This is a genomic window from Segatella copri (assembly GCF_009494395.1).
In the GTDB taxonomy this organism is placed as follows: Bacteria; Bacteroidota; Bacteroidia; order Bacteroidales; family Bacteroidaceae; genus Prevotella.
Window position 1 is genome coordinate 202346 of sequence record NZ_VZCB01000079.1, and the last position, 23514, is coordinate 225859.

The 23514-nt window shown below is 46.9% G+C and carries 18 protein-coding genes, 1 tRNA gene and 1 pseudogene; 10 read left to right on the forward strand and 10 right to left on the reverse strand.

Annotation, left to right across the window (positions count from 1 at the left end; translation table 11 throughout):
* Positions 1–99 precede the first annotated feature (99 nt).
* The gene (locus tag F7D73_RS10520; protein ID WP_153124525.1) at positions 100–546 is read left to right on the forward strand and encodes a nucleoside deaminase; all 447 of its coding nucleotides are present in this window, start codon (positions 100–102) and stop codon (positions 544–546) included.
* A gap of 92 nt (positions 547–638) precedes the next feature.
* On the opposite strand, the gene F7D73_RS10525 is transcribed toward F7D73_RS10520, so the two are convergent.
* Together F7D73_RS10525 and rsmI are read right to left on the reverse strand one after the other, a co-directional pair.
* Complete coding sequence (locus F7D73_RS10525; protein WP_153124527.1) at positions 639–1490, reverse strand: hypothetical protein; 852 nt, start codon at positions 1488–1490, stop codon at positions 639–641.
* 148 nt (positions 1491–1638) lie between these two features.
* On the reverse strand, positions 1639–2376 hold the full coding sequence (gene rsmI, locus F7D73_RS10530) for a 16S rRNA (cytidine(1402)-2'-O)-methyltransferase (RefSeq protein ID WP_153124529.1): 738 nt from the start codon (positions 2374–2376) through the stop codon (positions 1639–1641).
* A gap of 95 nt (positions 2377–2471) precedes the next feature.
* On the opposite strand from rsmI, the gene F7D73_RS10535 reads away from it, so the two are divergent.
* The 4 genes from F7D73_RS10535 to F7D73_RS10550 all read left to right on the forward strand — a co-directional run bounded on the left by F7D73_RS10535 (position 2472) and on the right by F7D73_RS10550 (position 5371).
* A complete protein-coding gene (locus tag F7D73_RS10535; RefSeq protein ID WP_153124531.1) occupies positions 2472–3053 on the forward strand; it encodes a thymidine kinase in 582 nt (193 codons plus the stop codon).
* 69 nt (positions 3054–3122) lie between these two features.
* Positions 3123–4331: an AI-2E family transporter gene (locus F7D73_RS10540; protein ID WP_228117711.1), complete on the forward strand. Its 1209-nt coding sequence runs from the start codon at positions 3123–3125 to the stop codon at positions 4329–4331.
* Between the two features lie 66 nt (positions 4332–4397).
* Positions 4398–4470, forward strand: a tRNA-Lys gene (locus F7D73_RS10545).
* A gap of 250 nt (positions 4471–4720) precedes the next feature.
* Positions 4721–5371 (forward strand): DUF4840 domain-containing protein, encoded by a 651-nt coding sequence (locus F7D73_RS10550; RefSeq protein WP_153124533.1) that lies wholly within the window; start codon positions 4721–4723, stop codon positions 5369–5371.
* A gap of 171 nt (positions 5372–5542) precedes the next feature.
* On the opposite strand, the gene xylE is transcribed toward F7D73_RS10550, so the two are convergent.
* Positions 5543–6994 carry a D-xylose transporter XylE gene (gene xylE / locus F7D73_RS10555; RefSeq protein ID WP_153124536.1) on the reverse strand — a complete coding sequence of 484 codons (1452 nt, stop codon included), beginning with the start codon at positions 6992–6994 and terminating at the stop codon, positions 5543–5545.
* Positions 6995–7153: 159 nt separating this feature from the next.
* Here xylE and F7D73_RS10560 point away from each other — a divergent pair, with 159 nt between their 5' ends.
* The 4 genes and pseudogenes from F7D73_RS10560 (at position 7154) to F7D73_RS10575 (ending at position 11286) form a co-directional block, all read left to right on the forward strand.
* Positions 7154–8110, forward strand: coding sequence for a methylenetetrahydrofolate reductase (locus F7D73_RS10560; RefSeq protein WP_153124538.1), 957 nt, complete (start codon positions 7154–7156; stop codon positions 8108–8110).
* Between the two features lie 80 nt (positions 8111–8190).
* Positions 8191–9330, forward strand: a pseudogene (locus F7D73_RS10565) (ATP-binding protein); the annotation flags it as partial.
* A gap of 91 nt (positions 9331–9421) precedes the next feature.
* On the forward strand, positions 9422–10804 hold the full coding sequence (locus tag F7D73_RS10570; RefSeq protein ID WP_218416912.1) for a PSP1 domain-containing protein: 1383 nt from the start codon (positions 9422–9424) through the stop codon (positions 10802–10804).
* A complete protein-coding gene (locus F7D73_RS10575; protein WP_153124543.1) occupies positions 10801–11286 on the forward strand; it encodes a gliding motility lipoprotein GldH in 486 nt (161 codons plus the stop codon). The genes F7D73_RS10570 and F7D73_RS10575 overlap by 4 nt, the downstream gene beginning before the upstream one ends.
* A gap of 67 nt (positions 11287–11353) precedes the next feature.
* Here the strand turns inward: F7D73_RS10575 and rodA are convergent, their stop codons facing one another.
* The 6 genes from rodA to F7D73_RS10605 all read right to left on the reverse strand — a co-directional run bounded on the left by rodA (position 11354) and on the right by F7D73_RS10605 (position 17994).
* Positions 11354–12817, reverse strand: coding sequence for a rod shape-determining protein RodA (rodA, locus tag F7D73_RS10580; RefSeq protein WP_153124545.1), 1464 nt, complete (start codon positions 12815–12817; stop codon positions 11354–11356).
* A 47-nt stretch (positions 12818–12864) separates the two neighbouring features.
* A complete protein-coding gene (gene mrdA / locus F7D73_RS10585) occupies positions 12865–14715 on the reverse strand; it encodes a penicillin-binding protein 2 (protein WP_153124547.1) in 1851 nt (616 codons plus the stop codon).
* 17 nt (positions 14716–14732) lie between these two features.
* Positions 14733–15230, reverse strand: coding sequence for a rod shape-determining protein MreD (gene mreD, locus F7D73_RS10590; RefSeq protein ID WP_153124549.1), 498 nt, complete (start codon positions 15228–15230; stop codon positions 14733–14735).
* 54 nt (positions 15231–15284) lie between these two features.
* The gene (gene mreC, locus F7D73_RS10595; protein WP_153124551.1) at positions 15285–16163 is read right to left on the reverse strand and encodes a rod shape-determining protein MreC; all 879 of its coding nucleotides are present in this window, start codon (positions 16161–16163) and stop codon (positions 15285–15287) included.
* Between the two features lie 85 nt (positions 16164–16248).
* On the reverse strand, positions 16249–17271 hold the full coding sequence (locus F7D73_RS10600) for a rod shape-determining protein (protein WP_006847875.1): 1023 nt from the start codon (positions 17269–17271) through the stop codon (positions 16249–16251).
* A 129-nt stretch (positions 17272–17400) separates the two neighbouring features.
* Positions 17401–17994 (reverse strand): IMP cyclohydrolase, encoded by a 594-nt coding sequence (locus F7D73_RS10605; protein WP_153124553.1) that lies wholly within the window; start codon positions 17992–17994, stop codon positions 17401–17403.
* A gap of 412 nt (positions 17995–18406) precedes the next feature.
* Here F7D73_RS10605 and clpB point away from each other — a divergent pair, with 412 nt between their 5' ends.
* Positions 18407–20923 carry an ATP-dependent chaperone ClpB gene (gene clpB / locus F7D73_RS10610; protein ID WP_153124555.1) on the forward strand — a complete coding sequence of 839 codons (2517 nt, stop codon included), beginning with the start codon at positions 18407–18409 and terminating at the stop codon, positions 20921–20923.
* Positions 20924–21071: 148 nt separating this feature from the next.
* Here clpB and F7D73_RS10615 read toward each other — a convergent pair whose 3' ends face one another.
* Positions 21072–23072 carry a glycoside hydrolase family 97 protein gene (locus F7D73_RS10615; protein WP_153124557.1) on the reverse strand — a complete coding sequence of 667 codons (2001 nt, stop codon included), beginning with the start codon at positions 23070–23072 and terminating at the stop codon, positions 21072–21074.
* Positions 23073–23514: the final 442 nt, after the last annotated feature.

Here is a 23514-nt window from a genome sequence, read left to right on the forward strand (position 1 = left end):
TATTTCCTTTATTTTGCATCAAAAGATACTTTTACCTTGCAAAAATAATAAAAATAGTTCACACTTCAAACTTTTTTATGTAATTTTGCACTAAAAACAATGGAAGATATCAAGAAAAAAGACGAAGCCTACATGCGCCGTGCCCTGATAGAGGCACAAGCGGCATTTGATGAAGACGAAATACCGGTGGGCGCCATCATCGTATGCAAGGACCGAATCATATCCCGTGCCCACAATCTTACCGAGATGCTGACCGATGTCACAGCCCATGCCGAAATGCAGGCCATCACATCAGGCGCCAACATGCTGGGCGGGAAATATCTGAAGGACTGCACGCTCTATGTCACCGTAGAACCTTGCGTCATGTGCGCCGGAGCATTGGGATGGGCACAGATAAGCCGGGTAGTATACGGAGCAGGAGATGAGAAGAGGGGGTATACAAAATATGCGCCCGATGCACTGCATCCTAAGACTACAGTTACATCGGGCGTACTGGAAGATGAGTGCCGGGCACTCATGCAGGAATTCTTCGCCAGAAAGAGATAGGAATCTTTTTCTCTATCTCTTCCCGGCTTATCACTTGATTGTAAAATCCGGATGATAAATCAATCTCCGGATGATTACCTTATTTCTACTGATTACTTAACCAAAACAACCAGGTACTTGCTGGTGCTCCAGAAAATCTGTGAGTTGGTGATGCGGAGAGTATACTGCTTGTTGGCATCACGAACCAGAGAATAGCTGCTTGATGGGTGGGTAGTAAGCAACTTAGCTGACTTAGAGTACAACTTAATCTCTGAGAGGTTGCGGATATCCACCTTGGTGAAGTAATTCTTGTTGAAGTTGCCAGTCATGACCTTACCGTCCTGAATGATACTCTGCTCCTTCAGCTCCTTCTTGGTACCGAATACATACCATGCGGTATGGATCTGCTTATCCTGAGCATTGATAGTCTCAGTCTTCTGATTGCTCTCAGCAGTAAGACGGTTGGTCTTGGTATTGAGGTTATTTACTGTCTCATCGAGTGCAGCAATATGAATATCCTTCTTGTCAAGTTCCTCACGCAGAGTCTGGAGCTGTGCATCCTTCTCCTCCAACTGCTTCTGCAAGCCCTCGATGGTCTTCTGCAGCTGAGCACCCTTCAAGGTACCGTTGGCAAGCTGCTTCTGGAGCTTGGCAATGAGTTCACGGTTCTGCTTCATACGGTCAGCAATGAACTGGATGTCTTCCTTGAGCTTTTGCTTCTTGTTGACACCCTCGCCATCCTTAGCAAGACTAACGCGATGCTCAGCCTCACTAATCTGCTGGAAACCTTCCTCGATTTCGTTCAAGGTACCCATCAAATCGTTAATTTCACTGTCTTTCTGTGCAATAATGCCATTAAGAGAATCTGCCTGAGCAGTGTTTTGAGCAGCAGAATCATTCTTGCCGTTGTTACAACCAGTCAAACAAAATGCTGCTACGCATGCTACTAAAAAAAGCTTTTTCATAATCTGTCTCCTTAATATGATTTAATAATTCGTATTTATACTACATGAAAGAATGCGTGTATACGCCTTCCATACATAGTAATTACGCTGTCGCTTCATTATTATTACGTGATAAACCCGCATTTATTATATTTAAACACGAATTTATTTACTGATTCATGTTTTTTCTACGTTCTTCACGCTTTTTTTCCTTCAATTCCTCTTTTAATTGTTTAGGATCCTTACCAGCCAGCACGATGACGAACTCACCTCTAGGCTCCACCTCCTCGAAATGGGCGATGACCTCAGCGAGGGTTCCTCTTACGCTCTCCTCGTGTATCTTGGAGATTTCCCGGCAACAACTCACCTGCCTGTCTTCACCGAAATTCTCGGCAAACTGCTGCAAGGTTTTCACCACACGATAAGGCGACTCATAGAATATCATGGTCCGCACTTCGTCCTTGAGAGATTCCAGATAGGTTTGTCTGCCCTTTTTCTGAGGAATGAAACCCTCAAAGCAGAATCTATCACAAGGCAATCCCGACGACACGATGGCTGGAATGCAAGCCGTAGGTCCCGGAAGGGTCTGAACGGTGATGCCCGCCTTTGCCGCCTCGCGAGCCAGATAGAAACCCGGATCGCTGATACCTGGTGTTCCTGCATCACTGATAAGAGCGATGGTCTCACCAGCCTTCAACCGCTCAACGATGGAAGCCGAAGTGCCATGCTCATTAAACTTGTGATGCGCAACTAATCGATTTCGAATATCGAAATGCTTCAGCAGGACACTCGATGTCCGAGTGTCCTCAGCGAGTACCAAATCAGCTTCTTTCAAGACTCTGATGGCTCGCATTGTCATGTCCTCCATGTTACCAACAGGAGTAGGTACGATATACAATATGCCCATACAGGGTACAAATGTAGTTAATTAATCTTTCTAAGCAAAAAAAAATGCGTTTTCTTTGCATTTTTTAAAACCTTATTAGTAATTTTGTCCCCGAAATGACAGAAAATCTAATTGGGGAGGCACATCGCCCCGGAAGAATTGAAGTGGTGTGCGGATCTATGTTCTCTGGAAAAACAGAGGAATTGATTCGAAGAATGAAGCGTGCGAAGTTCGCCAAGCAGAAGGTAGAAATCTTCAAACCTGCGCTTGACACTCGTTACTCCGAGGAAGACGTAGTGAGCCATGATCTGAACTCTATCCGATCTACTCCTATCGAGTCCTCTGGATCTATACTCCTTTTGGCCTCTGATATCGACGTGGTCGGTATTGATGAAGCCCAGTTCCTAGACAATGGCCTGGTAGATGTATGCAACCAGCTTGCCAACCGTGGCGTCCGTGTGATCGTTGCCGGTCTCGACATGGACTTCAAGGGCGTTCCCTTCGGACCAATCCCTGCCCTCTGCGCCATTGCAGACGAAGTGACCAAGGTTCATGCCATCTGCGTGAAATGCGGTGCCCTGGCTTACGTGAGCCATCGACTGGTGCATAACGAAAAGCGGGTGCTTTTGGGTGAAAAGGATGAATACGAGCCGCTCTGCCGCGACTGCTATCAGAAAGCCCTCCACAAGGAGGAGTGAAAAGTGAAGAGTGAAGAATTCAATAGCCTTTGCTAATCATAAAGTTCAAAGCTTAAAGTTCAAAGTAATATGCCTAAGGAGATTACATTCGATAAGTTTATACGATGGGCAGGCATTACGCTCATCGTCTTTGCGGTGTTATATATCACCAATTACTTGAGCGAGGTACTTTTACCATTCGTCATAGCATGGTTTTTTGCCTACCTGCTCTATCCGGTCGTGAAGTTTATCGAGAACAAACTCCACATCAAGGTTCGTGCCCTGTCCATCATACTGGCAATGGGAGCTGCCATCGCAGTCATCGGTGGCGTACTGTGGCTCATCATTCCACCGATGATCGACCAGTTTGACAAACTAGGGGAAGTCTTGACCCGCTGGCTGCACCAAACCACCCACACCAACAACCTGACGGCGATGATCAAGGAGTGGCTGCAGGAAAATCAGGCACAGATAGAACATTTCCTGAAGAGCAAGGACTTCAGCGATGCCCTCAAGACAACGATGCCCAAGCTGTTCTCCGTTGTAGGACAAACGGCAAACATCATCATCAGCATCGTGGCATCCATGATTACCTTATTATATATGTTCTTTATCCTGCTCGACTATGAGACATTAACCGCCAACTGGGTTCGCATCTTCCCTAAGAAGAACCGCCCTTTCTGGCAAGAGCTGATGAAAGATGTAGAACGAGAGCTCAACAACTACATCCGCGGCCAGGGAATGGTGGCCCTCTGCATGGGTATCATGTTCTGTATTGGCTTTACCATCATCGGCTTCCCGATGGCTATCGGTCTGGGCATTCTGATAGGTATCATGGACCTGGTACCTTACCTTCATACCTTCGCCCTCATCCCTACCGCCTTCCTTGCCATGCTCAAGGCGGCAGATACCGGTCAAAACTTCTGGATGGTCTTCGGACTTGCCTTCCTGGTATTCTGCGTGGTTCAGGTGATTACGGATATGGTGGTTACACCAAAGATTATGGGCAAGGCGATGGGTTTGAACCCAGCCATCCTGCTGCTGAGTCTCTCCATCTGGGGTGCCCTGCTGGGCTTCATCGGTCTGATTATCGCACTACCTCTCACCACACTGCTCATTGCTTATTGGCAACGGTATGTAACGCGAGAAAAGCCACAATACAAGACTCCAAGCACTCCACCTGATAAAACTCTGCAAAATGCTGAAGAGATAGCTCATTCCCTCAAAATGAGTGGAAAAATGGCTGAAAAAGCTATCCCAGAGAGCGAAAATGAAGAAAAACAGCAAAAAAACGACTAAATATTTGGTTATTTGAAAAATATGTCGTACCTTTGCACTCGCTTTTGAAACCAAAGGTTGGAGATTGACTCGCTAGCTCAGCTGGTAGAGCACAACACTTTTAATGTTGGGGTCATGGGTTCGAGCCCCATGCGAGTCACAGATCTCTGAAAAAGGACTTTCCATTATGGCAAGTCCTTTTTTCGTATACATTTAACTGAGACGCCCAGACAAAGCTGGAATATCCTGCAAGACAACCATTGCACATCAGAAGGAATAAAAAGAATAAAAAACAGAGCCTTTTAATAGTTCTTAACAAAAACAGATGCAAGATTCATGAAAAATCTCGTTTTATTATACGGAAATACTGATAATAAACAATATTATAGCAAAATAAATTAGAAAACAAAATGAAGAAATTTACATTACTCACTGTTTTGGCAGCTTTCGTTGCTGCATTCTCTTTCACTTCCTGTAACACTGATGGCGACAGCTACACACCATTGACTCTCGAACAGCAGAAGTCTTTTCAGACAGCAATGGCTGTAGGTTCATACAACAACATGATGCTTCTCTTTGAGAAGAAGAATGAAGCCAATGTAAACAAGCAGATTGACTCTGTTGCAGTATCTTGCAGAGTAAGCATGTACGGTGACAGTACAATCACTATGACCAACTTCCCTATCGCTCAGCTCGCAGAGCACATCTCTAACAAAAATCTGGCTGAAGCTCTCGCAAAGGAAGCGCCAAGAACCATTACATGCAAGTATCAGGTTGCACCAAACAGTACATCAACTATGGCTTACTTCCTGGCATGTCCTAGCGTAATCGAGCTGAACCTGACTTACGGTACGGACAACAAGAGCCACAAGGTACAGTTTGCCTTTGCGCCTAACCAGATGTATTATGGCTACTGCACACTGAACGAGCCAAGACAGTTAGGATTCCAGTTCTATCTTGCCCAGCTTTGGGTTGACGGAGCACAGACATCTTATCTCAAGAACTCTGTATCCGGCTACAGCTCTGTAAGTTTCGCTTGCCGCAATGCATTCAAGAAATAAAAATAAGATTAGAAACAAGAATCAAAAGTAAAAAAGAATATAGTTAATACTCTCTTATAAAACAACTTACAAATATATGTTCTGAAATCACTCAGTATGAAAACTAAATAAAAGGCGCGACAGTCGGGATTGACTATCGCGCCTACTTTTTTATCAATATTCCACAATCAATTAATCTTTCTTCCAAAGCTTGGTCATATCCTCCAAAGTCTTACCCTTTGTCTCAGGAACCAACTTCCATACAAAGACAGCAGCAAGGATACAGATAACGCCATACAAACCGTATGTGAACCAATAACCCATGCTATTAGCAAGTGGTACGAACGATGTAGAAACAATCCAGTTGAAAATCCACTGGAAAGCTACAGCGATAGCTACAGCAGCACCACGGATGGTATTAGGGAACACCTCGGCAATAAGTACCCAGCAGATAGGTCCCCAAGAGAACATAAACGATGCTGAATAAACCATGATGGAAACCATGCAGAAAAGCTGCATATTAGGATTTCCAAAGGTTATTGCCACACCAATAGCACCCAAAGCCATACCCAGAGAGCCCGCAATGAGCAAAGGCTTGCGACCCAGCTTCTCTACAGTAAAGATAGCAACACAAGTGAAACTGAGGTTCACAATACCATTGAATACGGTAAGCACCATAGGATTGTCAAATCCCATTGCCTCATAAATACGTGGTGCATAGTAAAGCACCGCATTGATACCTACAGCCTGCTGGAATACAGAGAGCATCACACCTACGAAAATACAGAGAAAACCGTAAGTCATCAGCTTTTCTGTCTTCTCGGTTACCGTATTCTTGATTTCATCCAGAATCTTCTTTGCCTCTGCAGCACCATTAATACGGGCAAGAATACGCTCTGCCTTCGCATCCTGACCTACCATAGCAAGATAACGTGGAGTCTCAGGAACAAAGCAGATAAGCAAGGCGAACAAACCTGCAGGAATCATCTCTGAACCAAACATGTATCTCCAACCAGTCTCGATAGCCCAAGCAGCTTCACCACCATTGAGAATCTCATTCATACCATTACCCACACTCTGAATAGCAGGAGCTATATGGTCGCCAAGGATAAAGAAGTTGACGAAATAAACCACCAGCTGACCAAAGATGATGGCAAACTGGTTCCAGCTAACCAACATACCACGGATATTACTTGGGGCAATCTCACCAATATACATAGGACAAACAGCAGAAGCCAAGCCTACACCAATACCACCAATAACACGATAAAGATTGAAGACGATAAGCAAGGTTAGATTTGGTTCTCCCTTTGGCAAGACCAAACTTTCAGGACACATAGAACCCCATGCAGAGATGAAGAACATCACACCCGCAAAGATCAGCGAGCGTTTACGTCCCCAGCTAGAAGCAAGCACTCCGGAAAGTGCCGAACCAATGATACAGCCAATCAAAGCACTGGAACTGGTAAATCCATGCCAGAAATCTGTATATACGAAATCACTTGCACCCATGAAGAATGCCTGTAAGCCCTTCTCGGCACCTGATATCACTGCGGTATCGTAACCGAAAAGCAAGCCGCCTAATACTGCGACCATCACAATTGAGATAAGATAGGCTTTAGAGCCCGTTTGTTTTTGTTCCATTATTTTTTAGGTTTGAATCTGTTTTGTTTTTGTAGTTCAGCGAAAATATTCTATATATTAACGCCTCTTCTCTTAAAATATTACGTATAAAGTGCACTTTTCCCCTATTTTTTTTGTAAATTTGCAACCAAATTATAATTTCAACAGAGATTACGTCATATGAATATAGCAGATTTTCTACAAAATGAGGGCAATAAGCGAGGCTTTTCTTTCGAAGTTCTGCCTCCACTCAAGGGTAACGGAACAGCAACCCTGTTCCGCACCATCGACAGCTTGAAGGATTATGCCCCTAGGTTTATCAACATTACGACACATCACAGCGAATACGTTTACAAGGAATTGGAAAACGGTTTGTTGTCGCGCCAGCGTGTACGCCGACGTCCGGGTACCGTTGCCATTGCAGCTGCCATCCAGAACAAGTACGATATTCCTGTCATTCCGCACGTCATCTGCAGTGGCGTCAGCAAGGAAGACATTGAGTACGAGCTGCTCGATCTCCAGTTTCTGGGCATCAGCAATATCCTGGTACTTCGCGGTGATAAGGCTAAGGATGATAGAGTATTCACCCCAACCCTGAATGGTCATGCGAATGCAACCGACCTCTTGAAGCAGGTGAACCAATTCAACGAAGGTTTCTTCTGCGACGGTACTCCTATCAAGCATCCTGGCGAGAAATTCTGCTGCGGCGTAGCTTGCTATCCGGAGAAGCACGAAGAAGCTCCTAATCTGGAAATGGATATGCAGCACTTGCTGGAGAAGCAGAAGTTGGGCGCAGCATACGCTGTAACCCAGCTCTTCTACGACAACCAGAAATTCTATGACTTTGTAGACAAGGCTCGGAAGATAGGTATCACCATTCCTATCATCCCTGCCCTGAAGCCATTTGCCAAGCTGAGCCAGCTCACCGTGGTACCAAAGACCTTCCATTGCGACATTCCTGAGGATTTGGCGCAGGAGGTATTAAAGTGCAAGACGGATGAAGACGCCAAAGCTCTCGGCATCGAATGGACAACCGCCCAGGTGAAAGACCTGTTCGAGCACGGCTACAACAATATACATTTCTTCACCGTTTCGGCTGTGGAAAGCGTAAAGCAGATTGCCAAAACTCTGTTTTAGGGTAGAGGATCCTGCTACAGGAAGGTAAAGGTTAGGTGCCTGGAGCAAAAACTTCAGGCTACTAATCATAAAGTTCAAAATTCAAAGTTCAAAGTAAAAAGAGTTCAATGTTAAAGAAGGATGTGATAGGTCAGCAAGAAGTATGGAACCGTCTGATGGAGATGGTTCAGGAGAACCGCATCCCCCATGCTTTGATGTTTTGCGGACCGGAAGGTTGCGGTAAACTGGCGATGGCACTGGCTTTCGCCAGCTATCTGCTTGGAGATTCTCCGATGCTCAACAAATGGGAACATCCCGACCTTCACTTCACCTACCCAACCATCAAGACGTCCGATATGGGCAGCGACCATACTCCGGTTAGCGATGATTTCATCAAGGAATGGCGCGAGATGCTGCTCAAGGATGGACCTTACGTGCTGATTGGTGAATGGATGCAGAAGATGGGCAAAAGCGATGCCGACTTAAACAAGCAAGCCATCATCACCGCCGAAGAAAGTGATGCTCTTGCCAAGAAACTCATCATGATGTCGAGCCAGGGCGGTTACAAGATCAGCCTGATATGGCTGCCGGAAAGAATGAACCAGCAGAGTGCCAACAAGATATTGAAACTCCTGGAAGAACCACCTCGCCAAACCCTCTTCCTGCTCGTTAGCGAACAGCCGGAACTCCTACTGGAAACTATCAGAAGCCGTACACAGCGCATCGATTTCAAGAAGATAGCTACAGAAGACATCGAGCAGGCATTGATAGAACGCAGGGCTTTGGAACCCGACATGGCACACCGGATAGCCCGCATCGCCAACGGCAACTGGAATGCAGCACTGGAAGAACTCAATGCCGGCAATGAGAAAAGACAGCATCTCGACATGTTTATCATGCTGATGCGACTCGCCTACATGCGAAATATTCACGACCTGAAGAAATGGAGCGAAGTGGTTTCTACCTTCGGAAGAGAGAAGCAGAAGAGAATGCTCGATTACTTCATGCACATGCTCAGGGAAAGCTTCATGTACAACTTCCGACAGCCGGAACTGAACTACATGACGCAGGAAGAGGAAAACTTCGCCAGGAACTTCGCCCGCTTCATCAACGAGGCGAACATCATCGACATCTCCAACCTCTTCGAGGAGAGCAAACGGTTCATCGGGCAGAATGCCAATCCTAAGATTGTATTCTTCGACCTGGCACTCAAGATTATCGTACTGCTCATCAGGAAGTGAGGAATGAATCAAGAAGAGCGGAAAAATGAAGAGAAACAAAGGGCGTAAGCCTATCAATATACATTAATAATATTATAAAATAGATTTTATCGTGGATTACAAGAATATGAAATTCAGATTGTGGAACGGCTGCGACCGAGGACTCTGCTGCAAGGCGGTGGGACGACAGGACAGACAGCTGAACACATACGACTGGCTCGCAGACGTGCCAGGTAACGCCGAGAGCACCGACCTCGTAGAAGTGCAATTCAAGAATACCCGAAAGGGATATTACCATAATGTGAATAACCTCGATCTCAAAAAGGGCGACATAGTGGCTGTGGAAGCCAACCCTGGTCACGACATCGGTGTGGTTACACTCACCGGTAGACTCGTGAAACTGCAGCTGAAGAAGGCAAATCTCAAGTCGCAGGATGACATCAAGCGCATCTATCGCATTGCCAAGCAGGTAGACCTCGACAAATGCAAGGAAGCAAAGAGCCGCGAGCATGCTACCATGATTCAGAGCAGACAGATTGCCCTGGACCTGGGATTGAAGATGAAAATCGGAGACGTAGAGTATCAGGGTGATGGCAACAAGGCTATTTTCTACTATATCGCCGATGAGCGAGTAGACTTCCGTCAGCTCATCAAGGTGCTTGCTGATACCTTCCACGTGCGCATCGAGATGAAGCAGATTGGTGCCCGTCAGGAAGCAGGCCGCATCGGTGGTACCGGTCCTTGTGGTCGCGAACTCTGCTGCGCTACATGGATGAAGAATTTTGTGAGCGTCAGCACCAATGCCGCACGCTATCAGGACATCTCGCTCAACCCTCAGAAGTTGGCAGGTATGTGTGCCAAGCTGAAATGTTGTCTCAACTATGAGGTAGACAACTATGTAGAAGCAAGTCGCAAGATGCCTCCAAAGGATGCTGTTCTGCAGACTGCCGATGGTGAATTCCATCAGTTCAAGGTAGATATTCTGGCTGGTCTCATCACCTATTCTTCTGATAAGAATCTGGCTTCAAACCTCGAAACCATTACCGCAGCACGTGCCAAGGAAATCATAGAGATGAACCGGAAAGGCGAAAAGCCTCTCAGCCTGTTGGAGAACGGAAAGATCAAGGAATCTTCCAAGCCTATCGATTTGCTCAACGAATCAGACTTGAGCCGCTTCGACAAGTCTAAGAAAAAGAAAAAGAAAAATAACAAGAATCGTAACCGCCAGGACGCAGACAATAAGGCAAACAAGCAGCAGAGCGAGAACCGACAGCAGCAGAACGGCCAGCAGCAGAACAGCCAGCAGGGCGAGAAACAGCAGCAGGGCGAGAACCGACAGCAGCAGAACGGTCAGCAGGGCGAGAAACAGCAGCAAGGCGAGAACCGTCAGGGCAACCGTCATCAGAACGGCAACAACAATCGCCGTCGCGACAATCGCAATCGTCAGCCACGCCAGCAGCATGGCGGTGATAAAAAGCCAGAAGATAAGAAATGAAACGACTGATATATTTGATATTGGTAATGGTAGCAACCATGTCGCTCCCTTCCTGCAAGCATTCTACCGTATTCGACAGTTATGCGCATACCCCGATTGCAGGATGGGAGAAGAACGACACGCTCTCGTTCGAGATTCCACCTCTTCTGGAAGGCGGCTATTACAACGAGAGCCTGGGGCTCCGCATCACGGGTAATTATCCTTTCATGGGACTTACCCTCATCGTGGAGCAGAACATCTACCACAACAACAAGCATGTGCGCAGCGCATGCAAGACAGACACCGTAAACTGTCAGCTGATAGACAAGAACGGTGTGAGCAAAGGGCAAGGCATCAGCTACTATCAGTACAACTTCCCTATCAACGTCTACAGGTTGAATCAGGGAGACTCTATCCATATCACTGTGCGTCATGACATGAAGCGCGAGATTCTGCCTGGCGTAAGCGATATCGGAGTGAAGATAACAAAAAATGACCAATGAGGATTTCCCATTGGTCATTTTTCTTTTATCCCAGTTTCTTAGCAGAATTCTAGCTCTTTACCAGATTCTAGCTTCTTACCAGATTTCTACCTGCATCTATTCTCAGGAAGATGAAGAGCAGAATGGTAAAGCCCCAAAGCGAACTACCACCATAACTGAAGAACGGCAGCGGAATACCGATTACAGGCGTCAGTCCCAGCACCATTCCTACATTAATAAACAGGTGGAACAGGAAAACACTCAACACGCAATAGCCGTATATTCGTCCGAACTTGAACGGTTGTCGCTCTGCCAGGTGTATCAGTCTCAATATCAACGCCAGGAAGAGCAGCAGAACACCTGCCGAACCCAGGAATCCTTCCTCCTCTCCTACCGTACAGAAGATGAAGTCAGTATCCTGCTCTGGCACGAACTTGAGCTTAGTCTGGGTTCCATTCAGGAATCCCTTACCCTGCAAACCTCCCGAACCGATGGCAATCTCGCTCTGATGAACATTATATCCGGCACCCGCCAAGTCTTCATCCAGACCCAGAAGCACGTTGATACGAACTCGCTGGTGAGGTTCCATCACATTATTCAGTACGTAGTCGGCACTATAGAAGAAGGCGATAGAACCGAGAGAGAATAACGAGATGAGGAAATAGTTTCTGAATCTCGTTCTCAAACCATGGTAAACCAGGAATCCTATCATCAGCGCACATAGCAGGAGCTGTATCCACACGATATCGAACGGAATAACATAGGTGGAGAAAAGGGCAAATATCAGCGTAATACCCAGGGAATAGCCCAGGATGATAAGCGCATGTTTCTTATTGCCCGTATACGAATAGACCATACCCGAAGTGAAAATCTGTACCAGCAAAAGCACCACAAACTTGCCCACCGAGGTATAGGTATCCCACATCATCACGTTCTCATACTTCACTCCCAACACGAAATAAGCCACCATCGAAACTCCCGTAAAGAGCACGGCACCCGGCATTCCTTCGCGATAGAGCATCAGGAAGAAGGCTGAATAAACCAGCGCCGAACCCGTTTCACGCTGTCCCACGATACATACCATAGGAAGCATGATGATGCCTACTGCCGCCATGAAATGCTTCATGTTGTGGATATTGAATCCATAGCTCGACATGAATTTCGCTACAGCCAAAGCCGTGGCAAACTTACCGAACTCGGCAGGTTGCAGTCGGAGCGGTCCCAGGACGAGCCACGAATGCGAACCCTTGATGCTATGCGGATTGAATATCGTGGCAAAGAGCAGCAATATCAGTACCGCATAGATCACATACGAGAATGTATCGTAAAACCGGTCATCGAGCAAAAGAAGAACCAAACCCAATGCTATCGATGTTCCAATCCATACAATCTGCATACCCGAACGAGCGCCCAAGCTGAAGATTTCATTGTCACCGTATGTGTAACTGGCACCACAGACACTGATCCAGCCAAAAGCCAGAAGTGCCAGATAGATGCCTATCGTCCACCAGTCGAGCGAACGCAACACACTAGGTTGTTTATTATCGCTCATAATAATATAATTTATACATTATTAATTATACATTATCAATTGTTCCCTTATCTACTGCTAGAACCGTATGCAATTCTGCGTGCCTGCATCTGGGCAGCCTGACTTTCAGAAGCAGGCGACAGTTTACCCTTCAGATATTGCTCCATCATCAAGCCTCCGATAGGCACACCATAGTCGGCACCCCATCCACCATTTTCTACGTATACCGCAATGGCAATCTTCGGGTTGTTCATTGGTGCAAAACCCATGAATACAGAGTGGTCATGACCACGGTTCTGGGCAGTACCCGTCTTGCCGCAAGGCTCGAAATCGTAACGGGAAAGCATCTTACAGGTTCCCTTCAAGGCAGAACTTCTCATACCGGCAATTACATAGTTGTAAGCTCTGCGCGAAGCCTTGGTTACGTGCCTACGGGTGTAGAGCGTATCGAGCGGTTCACCCTTTACCTTGCGCACCACATGAGGCACATAGTAATAACCTCGGTTGGCAATAGTAGCACCCAGGTTGGCTATCTGCAACGGTGTCAGGTTCACCTCACCCTGTCCGATAGAGATACTGATGATGGTAAGTCCGTTCCATGATCCCTTGTAAGCCTTGTCATAGAACTGTGCATTCGGGATCAGTCCTCGCTTCTCACCCGGCAAGTCAATACCCAGCTTATAGCCGAATCCCATACTCACCATATAGTCTTTCCAGGTTGTCATGGCGTTCTGAACAGAACCATACTTGCTCTTCTTACCTATCATGTAGTAAAGTCCCCAACAAAAGTAACCGTTGCAGGAAGTACTGATGGCATCCACAAGCGCAATAGGCGATGGGTGACCGTGACATCCTACGTGCAATCCTCTGTAAGAGAATCCGTGATTACATGGGAAGGCTGTTCCTGGAGTGATGATACCTTCGGTCAGGAAAGTCAACGCCTGCGTGGTCTTGAAGGTAGAACCCGGAGGATACTGTCCCATGATACTACGGTTCAGGAGCGGTTTCCAAGGATTCTTGGAGAGCCACTTATGCATCTTTCCTCTGTTCTTACCCACCAGCTTACGAGGGTCGTAGGTTGGTGAAGAAACCATCGCCAGGACTTCACCGGTACGAGGGTCGATTGCCACGATACTTCCAATCTTGCCCTGCAGCAACCGTTCCCCGAGTGCCTGCAGATTGATGTCGATACCCAGGGTAAGGTCTTTACCAGCAATCGGCCTCTGGTCAAGCTTACCATTCTGATAACTGCCCTGTATTCGTCCGTGGGCATCTCGAAGCATAATCTTCACGCCCTTCTGGCCTCTGAGCTGCTTTTCATAATGTTTCTCCAGTCCCAGCTTTCCGATATAGTCACCAGGCTGATAGTAATCGTCCTCCTCAATATCGCTTTCCGAGACCTCTCCCACATCACCCAGCACATGGGCTGCGTAAGGATAGGTATATTCTCTCACGCTTCGTTTCTGAACATAGAAGCCAGGGAAACGGAACATCTTTTCCTGGAATACCGAGAAATCCTTGTCAGACAGCTGGCTCATAAAGAGCTGTTGCGTATATCTGGAATAACCCGGATTCTTGGAACGGTCCTTGATGGTTTCCATACGCTTGTCAAACTGTTCCCTTGTAATTCCCAAGGAATTGCAGAAGTCCAAGGTATCGAGTCTTCCTTCCTGCTCTTTCATCACAACCATGATGTCATAGGAAGGCTGGTTATACACCATCAGCTTGCCGTTACGGTCGTAAATGGCTCCACGTGAAGGGAACTCTATCTGCTTCAGGAAGGCATTACTGTCGGCATTCTTCTTATAGTCGTCGCTCATAATCTGAAGCGTAAACAGACGAATGGAGTAAATGACCACAATAGCTATGGCCACTCCCCCAATAACAAATCTACGCTTTTCAAGATTGTAATCTATCATACACCTTATTTAATATATTATTTTCTGAAGCCCTCGATGGCCATGACCATCACCATAGTAATGACCGTACTGCCACCAATACACATGAGCCACTGCATCCAATTGAAGAAATTGAATGTTTCGAGTGTAAAGAACAAGAGATTATAAACGAGAACTATAATTAATACATACAGAAAATACGAACCCATACCGATGGTTCGCACCGACGGCTCAAGGTCATCGGCACTATCACGAGGCACGAAGAGTTCGAAAAGATACGGTTGCAGCAGGCCTACCAGAGTCATGGAAGCAGTTGCAACACCAGGGGTATTGGCGAACACGTCAATACAAAGTCCCATCATGAAGCACCAGAGCAGCACCGCCCAGCGAGGGTGGTTTCTGCGGAAATGGAGCACCATGATGATATACAGCAAGGGGGTAGCGCAGTTGAAAAGGTGAATGTGATTAAACACCAATCCCTGCACCAGCACCAGCACCACGAAGATGCCGAGTCGTTTCATTAAATCTATACTCATTGCCAATATATCTCCTCTAAATTCTGAGTTTTTCTCCTCTTACTATATTTTATATTAATTATTATCTCCAGTACTACCATCTGGCTTGATGCTATCCTGGGCAGCACGCAGAATCTCCAATCGCTCCTTCATGGCAGCATCATCGATGACGCAGACATCACGAAGACGGGCGAAATCGGTAGAGAGTCGCAACTGTACACGATAACTGAGTCCGTCGGCAGAATTGAAAACGTGCAGAATCTTGCCCACTCTTACGCCAGGAGGGAACACAGCCGAATATCCGCTGGTCACCACATAGTCACCCAATTTAAAGTGCGCATGTCTAGGCACATCTTCCAGATAAGCCAACTCAGAAGAGCCGCCCTTCCATCTCAGATATCCGAAATATCCTCTGCCCTGGATGGTACAACTGATATTCGATTTTACATTGAGCACAGGAATCACGATGCTGTAATGCTCAGCCACGATATAAACGATGCCCACGACACCGGTTCCGCTGACCACACCCATATCCTTATGAATGCCCTCAGCACGTCCCTTGTCGATGGTCATGAGATTGCCTGGCTTATCGATACTGTTGTCCACCACCTTGGCTGGTATCAATCTATAGCTCTTCAGCATGGCAAACTGGTCACGTTTCAGGAAACTGCTGTCTTTGGTCAGGCTGACCAGACTGTCGGAAAGCTGCTTCACCTGATGTTCCAGATACACATTTCGCTGCGTCAGTTCCTGGTTCACCTTGGTAAGCGAGAAGAAAGTCTCCACGTTCGAATTCCATTCGTAGAGCTTGCCCGTTACGACGTTGGCTGTAGAAAACCATGCGCTACCCTGATAGCTGTTATACTGAAACAAGAGCACCATGCTCACCACCTCAAGAATCAGGAAGAGAAACCAATGGTTGTATTTCTGGAAAAACTCTAAAAGGTTGTGCATATACTACTTATATATGATTAAAATTCCGCAAATGGGCACTATAGAATTAATGTCCAAATGCGGAACTTACCTTATTTTATTCTTATTATCTCATCAAGAATGAGAAGCGATCCACATTCTTCAATGCAATGCCTGCTCCCTTAGCCACACTGTGCAAAGGATCCTCGGCAATATGGAATGGAATGTTGATCTTGTCCTGGAGTCGCTTGTCGAGACCGCGGAGCAAAGCGCCACCACCAGAGAGCCAGATACCGTTCTTCACGATATCAGCATAAAGCTCAGGAGGTGTGTTCTCCAATGCTGAGAGCACTGCGTTCTCTATCTTTGCCACTGTCTTATCCAGACAATGTGCGATTTCCTGATAGCATACAGGTACCTCCATAGGGAGAGCGGTGATGCGGTTTGGACCGTGAACGATGAAGTCCTCAGGAGCCTCATCACCCAGGTCGGTCAATGCAGAACCTACATGAATCTTGATACGCTCAGCCATACGCTCAGAAACCTTCACGTTGTGCTGACGGCTCATATACTCCTGAATGTCTGCAGTAAGATCATCACCTGCAGTACGGATAGAGTTGTTGGATACGATACCACCCAGAGAGATTACTGCAATCTCGGTGCTACCACCACCTATATCAACTATCATATTACCCTCTGGTGCCTCTACGTCGATACCGATACCGATAGCAGCAGCCATAGGCTCAAAAATCAAATAAACATCACGACCGTCGGCATGCTCAGCAGAGTCGCGCACGGCACGAAGCTCCACCTCGGTAGAACCAGAAGGTACACCGATAACCATACGGAGTGAAGGTGAGAACAGACGGCTTCCTGTGTGAACCATCTTGATGAGTCCACGCATCATCTGCTCGCAGGCAGTAAAGTCGGCGATAACGCCATCTCGCAAAGGACGGATGGTACGGATGTTGTCATGAGTCTTCTCGTACATCATCTTAGCCTTCTCGCCCACAGCAATCATCTTGTCTGTTCTGCGGTCGAGGGCTACAACAGAAGGTTCGTCCACTACAATCTTATCATCACTGATAATGATGGTATTGGCAGTACCCAAGTCCATTGCGATTTCCTGAATAAATGAAAAAAATCCCATTTGTTGTAATGTAATACTAAAAATATTCTAAGCTTAAAATTTCATCGTATTTAAAGACACATCCGAGAAGCCTCCGAAAGCATTTTTCAGAGACACCTCGGATTCAGCCTTGTCTCTACATGAGAGAGATTACTTGGCAAACCAAGCGTGAATAGCAGTATCGTAGTGAGAGCTTACACCGAATGCGCGCTCAGCAAACATCTTACGATCCTCAATGTCAGTCTCAGCACCCTTCTTCTTCAAGATATCGAGAAGCACGCTGTACTCTGCCTTGCTAGGTACGATGACTACATCCTTGAAGTTCTTTGCACCGGCACGGATCAGAGAGATTCCGCCGATATCAATCTTCTCGATGATGTCTGCATCGCTGGCACCGCTAGCTACAGTCTGCTCGAATGGATACAAGTCAACAATCACGAGGTCAATAGAAGGGATTTCATACTCCTTCATCTGCTCCTGATCGCCCTCGTTGTCACGACGAGCCAAGATACCTCCGAATATTTTTGGGTGAAGAGTTTTCACACGACCACCAAGGATAGATGGATATGTGGTAACGTCCTCTACTTTCTGACATTCATAACCAAGAGATTCAATAAATTTCTGGGTACCACCAGTACTCAAAAACTTAACACCCTCTTCATTCAGCTTAGCGAGCAACTCGTCTAAGCCATCCTTGTGGAAGACAGACACCAAAGCTGTCTTAATTTTCTTTGTTTCAGCCATTAACTATTTATCTATTTTGAATTAGACTTCAATCTATTTTTTAAATCGCTGCAAAGTTACGAAAAACATTTGAAATACGCAAATATTTAAGAGCTATTATCACATTATTTAAAGCAATTCTTTAATATTTTGCGGTAAATCAAGAAATGGCTCAGACATTTTGACAGAGAAACCGAGAAAAAAGAGACGAGTTTCTGGAAAAATCAGACAAAACGTCAGAAAAACACAGAAAAAGCCCAACAGGGCACACTATTCGCTTCCTGGGTTTGCGATGCTGAAAGCCGGACGGGGCTGAGGTTTCAGAAGCTGAAAGTCCAAAAGGCCGAAACTTTCCCGAAGCAGAAAACCCACAAAAGCTGAAGCATCCATAACATAAGTAGAAAATAACAATTATTAGAAAGGAGATTAAGATATGACATTCGACAAATTTACAATCAAGGCGCAGGAAGCGGTGCAGGCCGCTGTGAACATAGCGCAGAGAAATGGTCAGCAGACCATCGAACCGGTGCATCTTCTCAGCGGTATCATCGAGAAAGCACCTGATGTAACCAACTACATCTTCCAGAAGCTGGGCATGAACGGCAACCAGATTGCCATGCTCCTTCAGCAGGAGATGCAGCACTTGCCTCGTGTGCAGGGTGCTGGTCAGCCATACCTCTCAGGCGATACCAACCAGATACTGATCAACGCCGAGGACATCGCCAAGAAGATGGGAGATGAATTCGTCAGCGTGGAACCTATCCTCCTCGCTATCCTCAAAGGCAACTCTACCGCTGCCCGAATCCTCAAGGATGCGGGTGCCAACGAGAAGGACCTTACTGCGGCCATCCAGGCTTTGCGACAGGGTCAGAACGTGAAGAGCCAGAGTGCCGATGAGAACTATCAGAGTCTTGAAAAGTACGCCAAGAACCTCGTTGAACAGGCTCGCAGCGGCAAACTCGACCCGGTTATCGGACGTGATGAAGAGATTCGCCGTGTGCTCCAGATTCTCTCTCGCCGTACCAAGAACAACCCAATTCTGATTGGTGAGCCTGGTACAGGTAAAACCGCTATCGTTGAGGGACTTGCAGAGCGTATCGTCCGTGGCGATGTGCCTGAGAACCTGAAGAACAAGCAGCTCTATTCGCTCGATATGGGTGCACTGGTTGCCGGTGCCAAATACAAGGGTGAGTTCGAGGAACGTTTGAAGAGCGTCATCAAGGAGGTAACCAATGCCAATGGTCAGATTATCCTCTTCATCGATGAGATTCATACCCTGGTAGGTGCTGGAGGTGGCGAAGGTGCCATGGATGCAGCCAACATTCTGAAGCCAGCCTTGGCTCGTGGCGAATTGAGAGCCATCGGTGCCACAACCCTCAACGAGTACCAAAAGTACTTCGAGAAGGATAAGGCTCTGGAGCGCCGATTCCAGACCGTGATGGTCAACGAACCAGACGAAGTAGATGCCATCAGCATTCTTCGTGGTATCAAGGAGCGTTATGAGAACCATCACAAGGTACGTATCCAGGATGACGCCTGTATCGCAGCAGTCAAATTATCAGAGAGATATATTTCTGATAGATTCCTCCCGGATAAGGCCATCGACCTGATGGATGAAGCCGCCGCCAAGCTCCGTATGGAGCGTGATTCCGTACCAGAGGAATTGGATGAAATCACCCGCCACTTGAAGCAGTTAGAGATTGAACGTGAGGCCATTAAGCGTGAGAACGACCAGCCAAAGATTCAGCAGCTCGATAAGGAGATTGCTGAGTTGAAGGATAAGGAACATGACTTCCGTGCAAAGTGGGAAGGCGAGAAGGCTCTTGTCAATAAAATTCAGCAAGATAAGCAGGAGATGGAGAACCTCAAGTTTGAGGCTGAGCGCATGGAGCGTGAAGGAAACTACGAACGTGTTGCCGAGATTCGTTACTCTAAGCTGGTAGCTCTCGAAGACGATATCAAGAAGATTCAGGAGCAGCTGAAGAGCACTCAGGGCGGTGAAGCCATGATCCGCGAAGAGGTGACTGCCGATGATATTGCTGAGGTAGTGAGCCGCTGGACCGGAATACCAGTAAGCCGTATGATGCAGAGTGAGCGCGAGAAACTGCTCCATCTGGAGGAGGAGCTCCACAAGAGAGTCATCGGTCAGGATGAGGCTATCACAGCCGTAAGCGATGCCGTTCGCCGCAGCCGTGCCGGTTTGCAGGACCCTAAGCGTCCTATCGCCAGCTTCATCTTCCTCGGCACCACCGGTGTAGGTAAGACCGAGCTTGCCAAGGCGCTTGCAGAATATCTCTTCAACGATGAGTCGATGATGACCCGAATAGATATGAGTGAGTATCAGGAAAAGTTCAGCGTCACCCGTCTTATCGGAGCGCCTCCGGGGTATGTAGGATACGATGAAGGTGGTCAGTTGACCGAGGCTGTTCGCCGCAAGCCATACAGCGTGGTTCTCTTTGATGAGATAGAGAAGGCTCACCCAGATGTCTTCAACACCCTGCTCCAGGTATTGGACGATGGCCGATTGACCGACAACAAGGGTCGTGTAGTCAACTTCAAGAACACCATCATCATCATGACTTCCAACGCAAGCCGTGAGATGTTGAAGAAGACCTTCCGTCCGGAGTTCCTGAACCGTATTGACGACATCATCACCTTCCAGCCATTGACCAAGGATCAGATTGCCAAGGTTGTGGAGTTGCAGATGAACAGAGTCAAGAAGATGTTGGAGCCTCAGGGCTTCGATCTCCGCTGGACTCCAGCTGCCATCGGTTATCTTGCCGAGGTAGGTTACGATCCAGAGTTTGGTGCCCGCCCGGTAAAGCGTGCCATCCAGGATTACGTCTTGAACGATTTGAGCAAGAAGATTCTTTCAGAGGAAGTAAGTCGTGAGAAGCCAATCACCATCGATTACGTCAAGGATCACGGTTTGGTTTTCAAGAATGACTAAAGCTTCCCTCCGGAAGTCTCAAGAGAACCATAAGATTCAATAGGTTCTATAATATATACACAAGAAAGGTTCCTTCAAGGAGTAACATCCTTCGAAGGAACCTTTTTTTATGCTTGACAGCAAGCGTTTCGTTTCTTCAAACAGCCGGTTATTCGATGATGATACCGCCATTAGGCTGAATCAAGACCTTTGCCTTACCGTTCTTTCCAACCTTCAAGGTTTTCTTGACAGAAGTGAAGAACTTCTCACCCTTCTTCTTTGGCTGGTCGGTGAGATAAGTCACGGTCTTGCCCGCAAACATCGGCAAGTCGAGGGTCAGGGCAAGAGGCTTGTCTGTAGCATTCAAACCGCCAACAAACCATTTGCCTGCAGAAAGGGCTGCGCCCGAACCGTTCAGATTGCCAGCCTTGCGAGCTACTACCGCATACTTCGTAGGATAACCGGCGATAAACTTGGTATCCTCCCAGTCTGTAGGAACATTCTTCAACCAATCCAGCTCCCACTGTGGAACATCCTGCAAGTTGTTAGGATATAAGCAGATACAGTTCACGCTGCTCTGGTTAGTGATAGCTGTAGCCATCTCGAAGATATCGCTGGTATAACGCTGATGACGGCTCTTGTTGTCCTTGGAGAAATACTTGTTCATCATCACGCCACCCCAGTCAAAGCTGGCTACGGCATTTCTTGAGAAAGGATGCATCGTCATTTCGAAAGCCTCCTTCTTGGCATGATAATCCGTAAAGTAAACATTCTCTGAAGCCAGGGCTGCCTCGCTGGATACATAGTTAGGATACATACGTTCCCAGCCACGTGGCATGGTACAACCGTGGAAGATAACCTCCAGACCGTAATCGTTGGCATCGCTCAGAATATCCTCGTAGAGTTTCATCGTTTCCTGCTTGTCTCCTCCGAAGAAATCCACCTTGATACCTACCACGCCAATCTTCTTCATCCAAGCCATCTCCTTCTTGCGGGCGATGGAATTGTTCATGATCTGACGAGGAGTCTGAGGCGCATCATTCTCGAAACCGTTGGAATTATACCAGAGCATCAGGCTCACCTTCTTGCTCTGAGCATATCTGCTCAATTCCTCGATGCGCTTTCTGCCTATCTGCTTGTCCCACCAGTTGTCTACCAGGATAGCCTCATATCCCTGTGCAGCAGCCACATCTATCATCTTCACCTGGTCATCATAGTTGATGGAACCGTCCTGCCAGATGAGCCAGCTCCAGGTATAGCGCGATGGCTTATACTGCTGCGAAGCCTCATATAATGGCTCTACCACGTCGTAAGGGATGGTTGTCTCCACGATAGGAGCCAGCGAAGAACCTACGGTGATGGTGCGCCAAGGTGTCTCTCCAGGCAATGGGATTCCGGCATATTCCGACCCGAAGCCGTTGTTCTCGCCCTTCTGCGGGAAGGCGATGGTATAGCCCTTTCCTGGCTCATAATCAGAAAGTCGACTGCCTGGATATGCACTCGAAACACCCGTTTCGCTTACCAGAACCCATCCGTCGCTGCCTACCTTGAAGAGGCAAGGGAAGGTATAGCCTACGCCGAACTGCGACTTCACGTTCATCTGGGCATCAGGAGTATATTCCTCTTCGTATGATGGTTTGGTGCGCTCCCAGCCCGTCATCGGAGTAATCTGAGGACAGAGGAAGGTAGTGGTCTTCTCCGGGAAATTGAAACCGCTCACCTCATTATATATGATTACCGACTTAGGATTATCCTTCTTAGGACGGATCATCTCATACTTGTAGGCGATATCGTTGTCCGAAACGTGGAGATGAAGGGTCATGGAATCCTTCTTCTCGTTGAGGAATCCGATGGTTGCCTCTACCGCATCCTTCTGAATATGCGATTTCTTGATGCGACTCATCCTGTATGAGAGATGCTTCACTTCCCCACCCTTCAGGGCACCCATCGTGAGCTTCTGGGAGAAGTCGCCATAGTTGGCTACAAGTCCGAGAGCCGAAGGACTGAGCATTCGCTTCCCCTCATAGTCTACAGTATAGGAAGCCTTGCCCCCTTCACACGATACGTTCACTGCCAATTTGCCATCAGGCGATTTGACGGTATAGTTGCCCGCCTGTGCTGCAAGAGCACCGAGCAAATAAATACCAGCAATACCAATTTTTTGCTTCATCTTGTCTGTATTTATAGATTTAATAATTCTGTCAGTTGTCGGAAATACACCCAAGAAAAGCGAATCAGCTTCAGTTTTCTTCTTCAGATGCAAACCATTTGGTTGCAAAGATAAGCAAAAATTAAGCTGCGAGGGTATACTTTTTGAGCAAAGAAGTGCACATTTTGTTCAAAAATCGATAAAGGCATGAAAAAAAAGGCATAATGAAAGAAAATGAAACGAAAATGAAAACCAAAAGCCCCGACATCACGTCGAGGCTCTTGAAGTTTTTGAATGTTTCAGCAGTTTGTGTTTTTTATGTAGTTATGATTTGTATCTTTGAAAATCAGTTTTTCTTTCTGGGTGCAAAAGTAATAATAAAATTGATGCAAATCAAAAAAAAGACTGTTTTTTATGCAAAAAAGAACGTAAACGTTTGCAAGTTTTGCTCTACCGACAAGGG

Bases quoted from the DNA above. Each gene is read 5' to 3' on its own strand.
- F7D73_RS10615 (WP_153124557.1), bottom strand. From the start codon at position 23,072: ATGAAGCAAAAAATTGGTATTGCTGGTATTTATTTGCTCGGTGCTCTT.
- F7D73_RS10535 (WP_153124531.1), top strand. From the start codon at position 2,472: ATGACAGAAAATCTAATTGGGGAGGCACATCGCCCCGGAAGAATTGAA.
- F7D73_RS10525 (WP_153124527.1), bottom strand. From the start codon at position 1,490: ATGAAAAAGCTTTTTTTAGTAGCATGCGTAGCAGCATTTTGTTTGACT.
- F7D73_RS10520 (WP_153124525.1), top strand. From the start codon at position 100: ATGGAAGATATCAAGAAAAAAGACGAAGCCTACATGCGCCGTGCCCTG.
- F7D73_RS10540 (WP_228117711.1), top strand. From the start codon at position 3,123: ATGCCTAAGGAGATTACATTCGATAAGTTTATACGATGGGCAGGCATT.
- mreC (WP_153124551.1), bottom strand. From the start codon at position 16,163: ATGCACAACCTTTTAGAGTTTTTCCAGAAATACAACCATTGGTTTCTC.
- F7D73_RS10560 (WP_153124538.1), top strand. From the start codon at position 7,154: ATGAATATAGCAGATTTTCTACAAAATGAGGGCAATAAGCGAGGCTTT.
- rsmI (WP_153124529.1), bottom strand. From the start codon at position 2,376: ATGGGCATATTGTATATCGTACCTACTCCTGTTGGTAACATGGAGGAC.
- F7D73_RS10575 (WP_153124543.1), top strand. From the start codon at position 10,801: ATGAAACGACTGATATATTTGATATTGGTAATGGTAGCAACCATGTCG.
- mrdA (WP_153124547.1), bottom strand. From the start codon at position 14,715: ATGATAGATTACAATCTTGAAAAGCGTAGATTTGTTATTGGGGGAGTG.
- F7D73_RS10600 (WP_006847875.1), bottom strand. From the start codon at position 17,271: ATGGGATTTTTTTCATTTATTCAGGAAATCGCAATGGACTTGGGTACT.
- xylE (WP_153124536.1), bottom strand. From the start codon at position 6,994: ATGGAACAAAAACAAACGGGCTCTAAAGCCTATCTTATCTCAATTGTG.
- F7D73_RS10550 (WP_153124533.1), top strand. From the start codon at position 4,721: ATGAAGAAATTTACATTACTCACTGTTTTGGCAGCTTTCGTTGCTGCA.
- F7D73_RS10605 (WP_153124553.1), bottom strand. From the start codon at position 17,994: ATGGCTGAAACAAAGAAAATTAAGACAGCTTTGGTGTCTGTCTTCCAC.
- clpB (WP_153124555.1), top strand. From the start codon at position 18,407: ATGACATTCGACAAATTTACAATCAAGGCGCAGGAAGCGGTGCAGGCC.
- mreD (WP_153124549.1), bottom strand. From the start codon at position 15,230: ATGAGTATAGATTTAATGAAACGACTCGGCATCTTCGTGGTGCTGGTG.
- rodA (WP_153124545.1), bottom strand. From the start codon at position 12,817: ATGAGCGATAATAAACAACCTAGTGTGTTGCGTTCGCTCGACTGGTGG.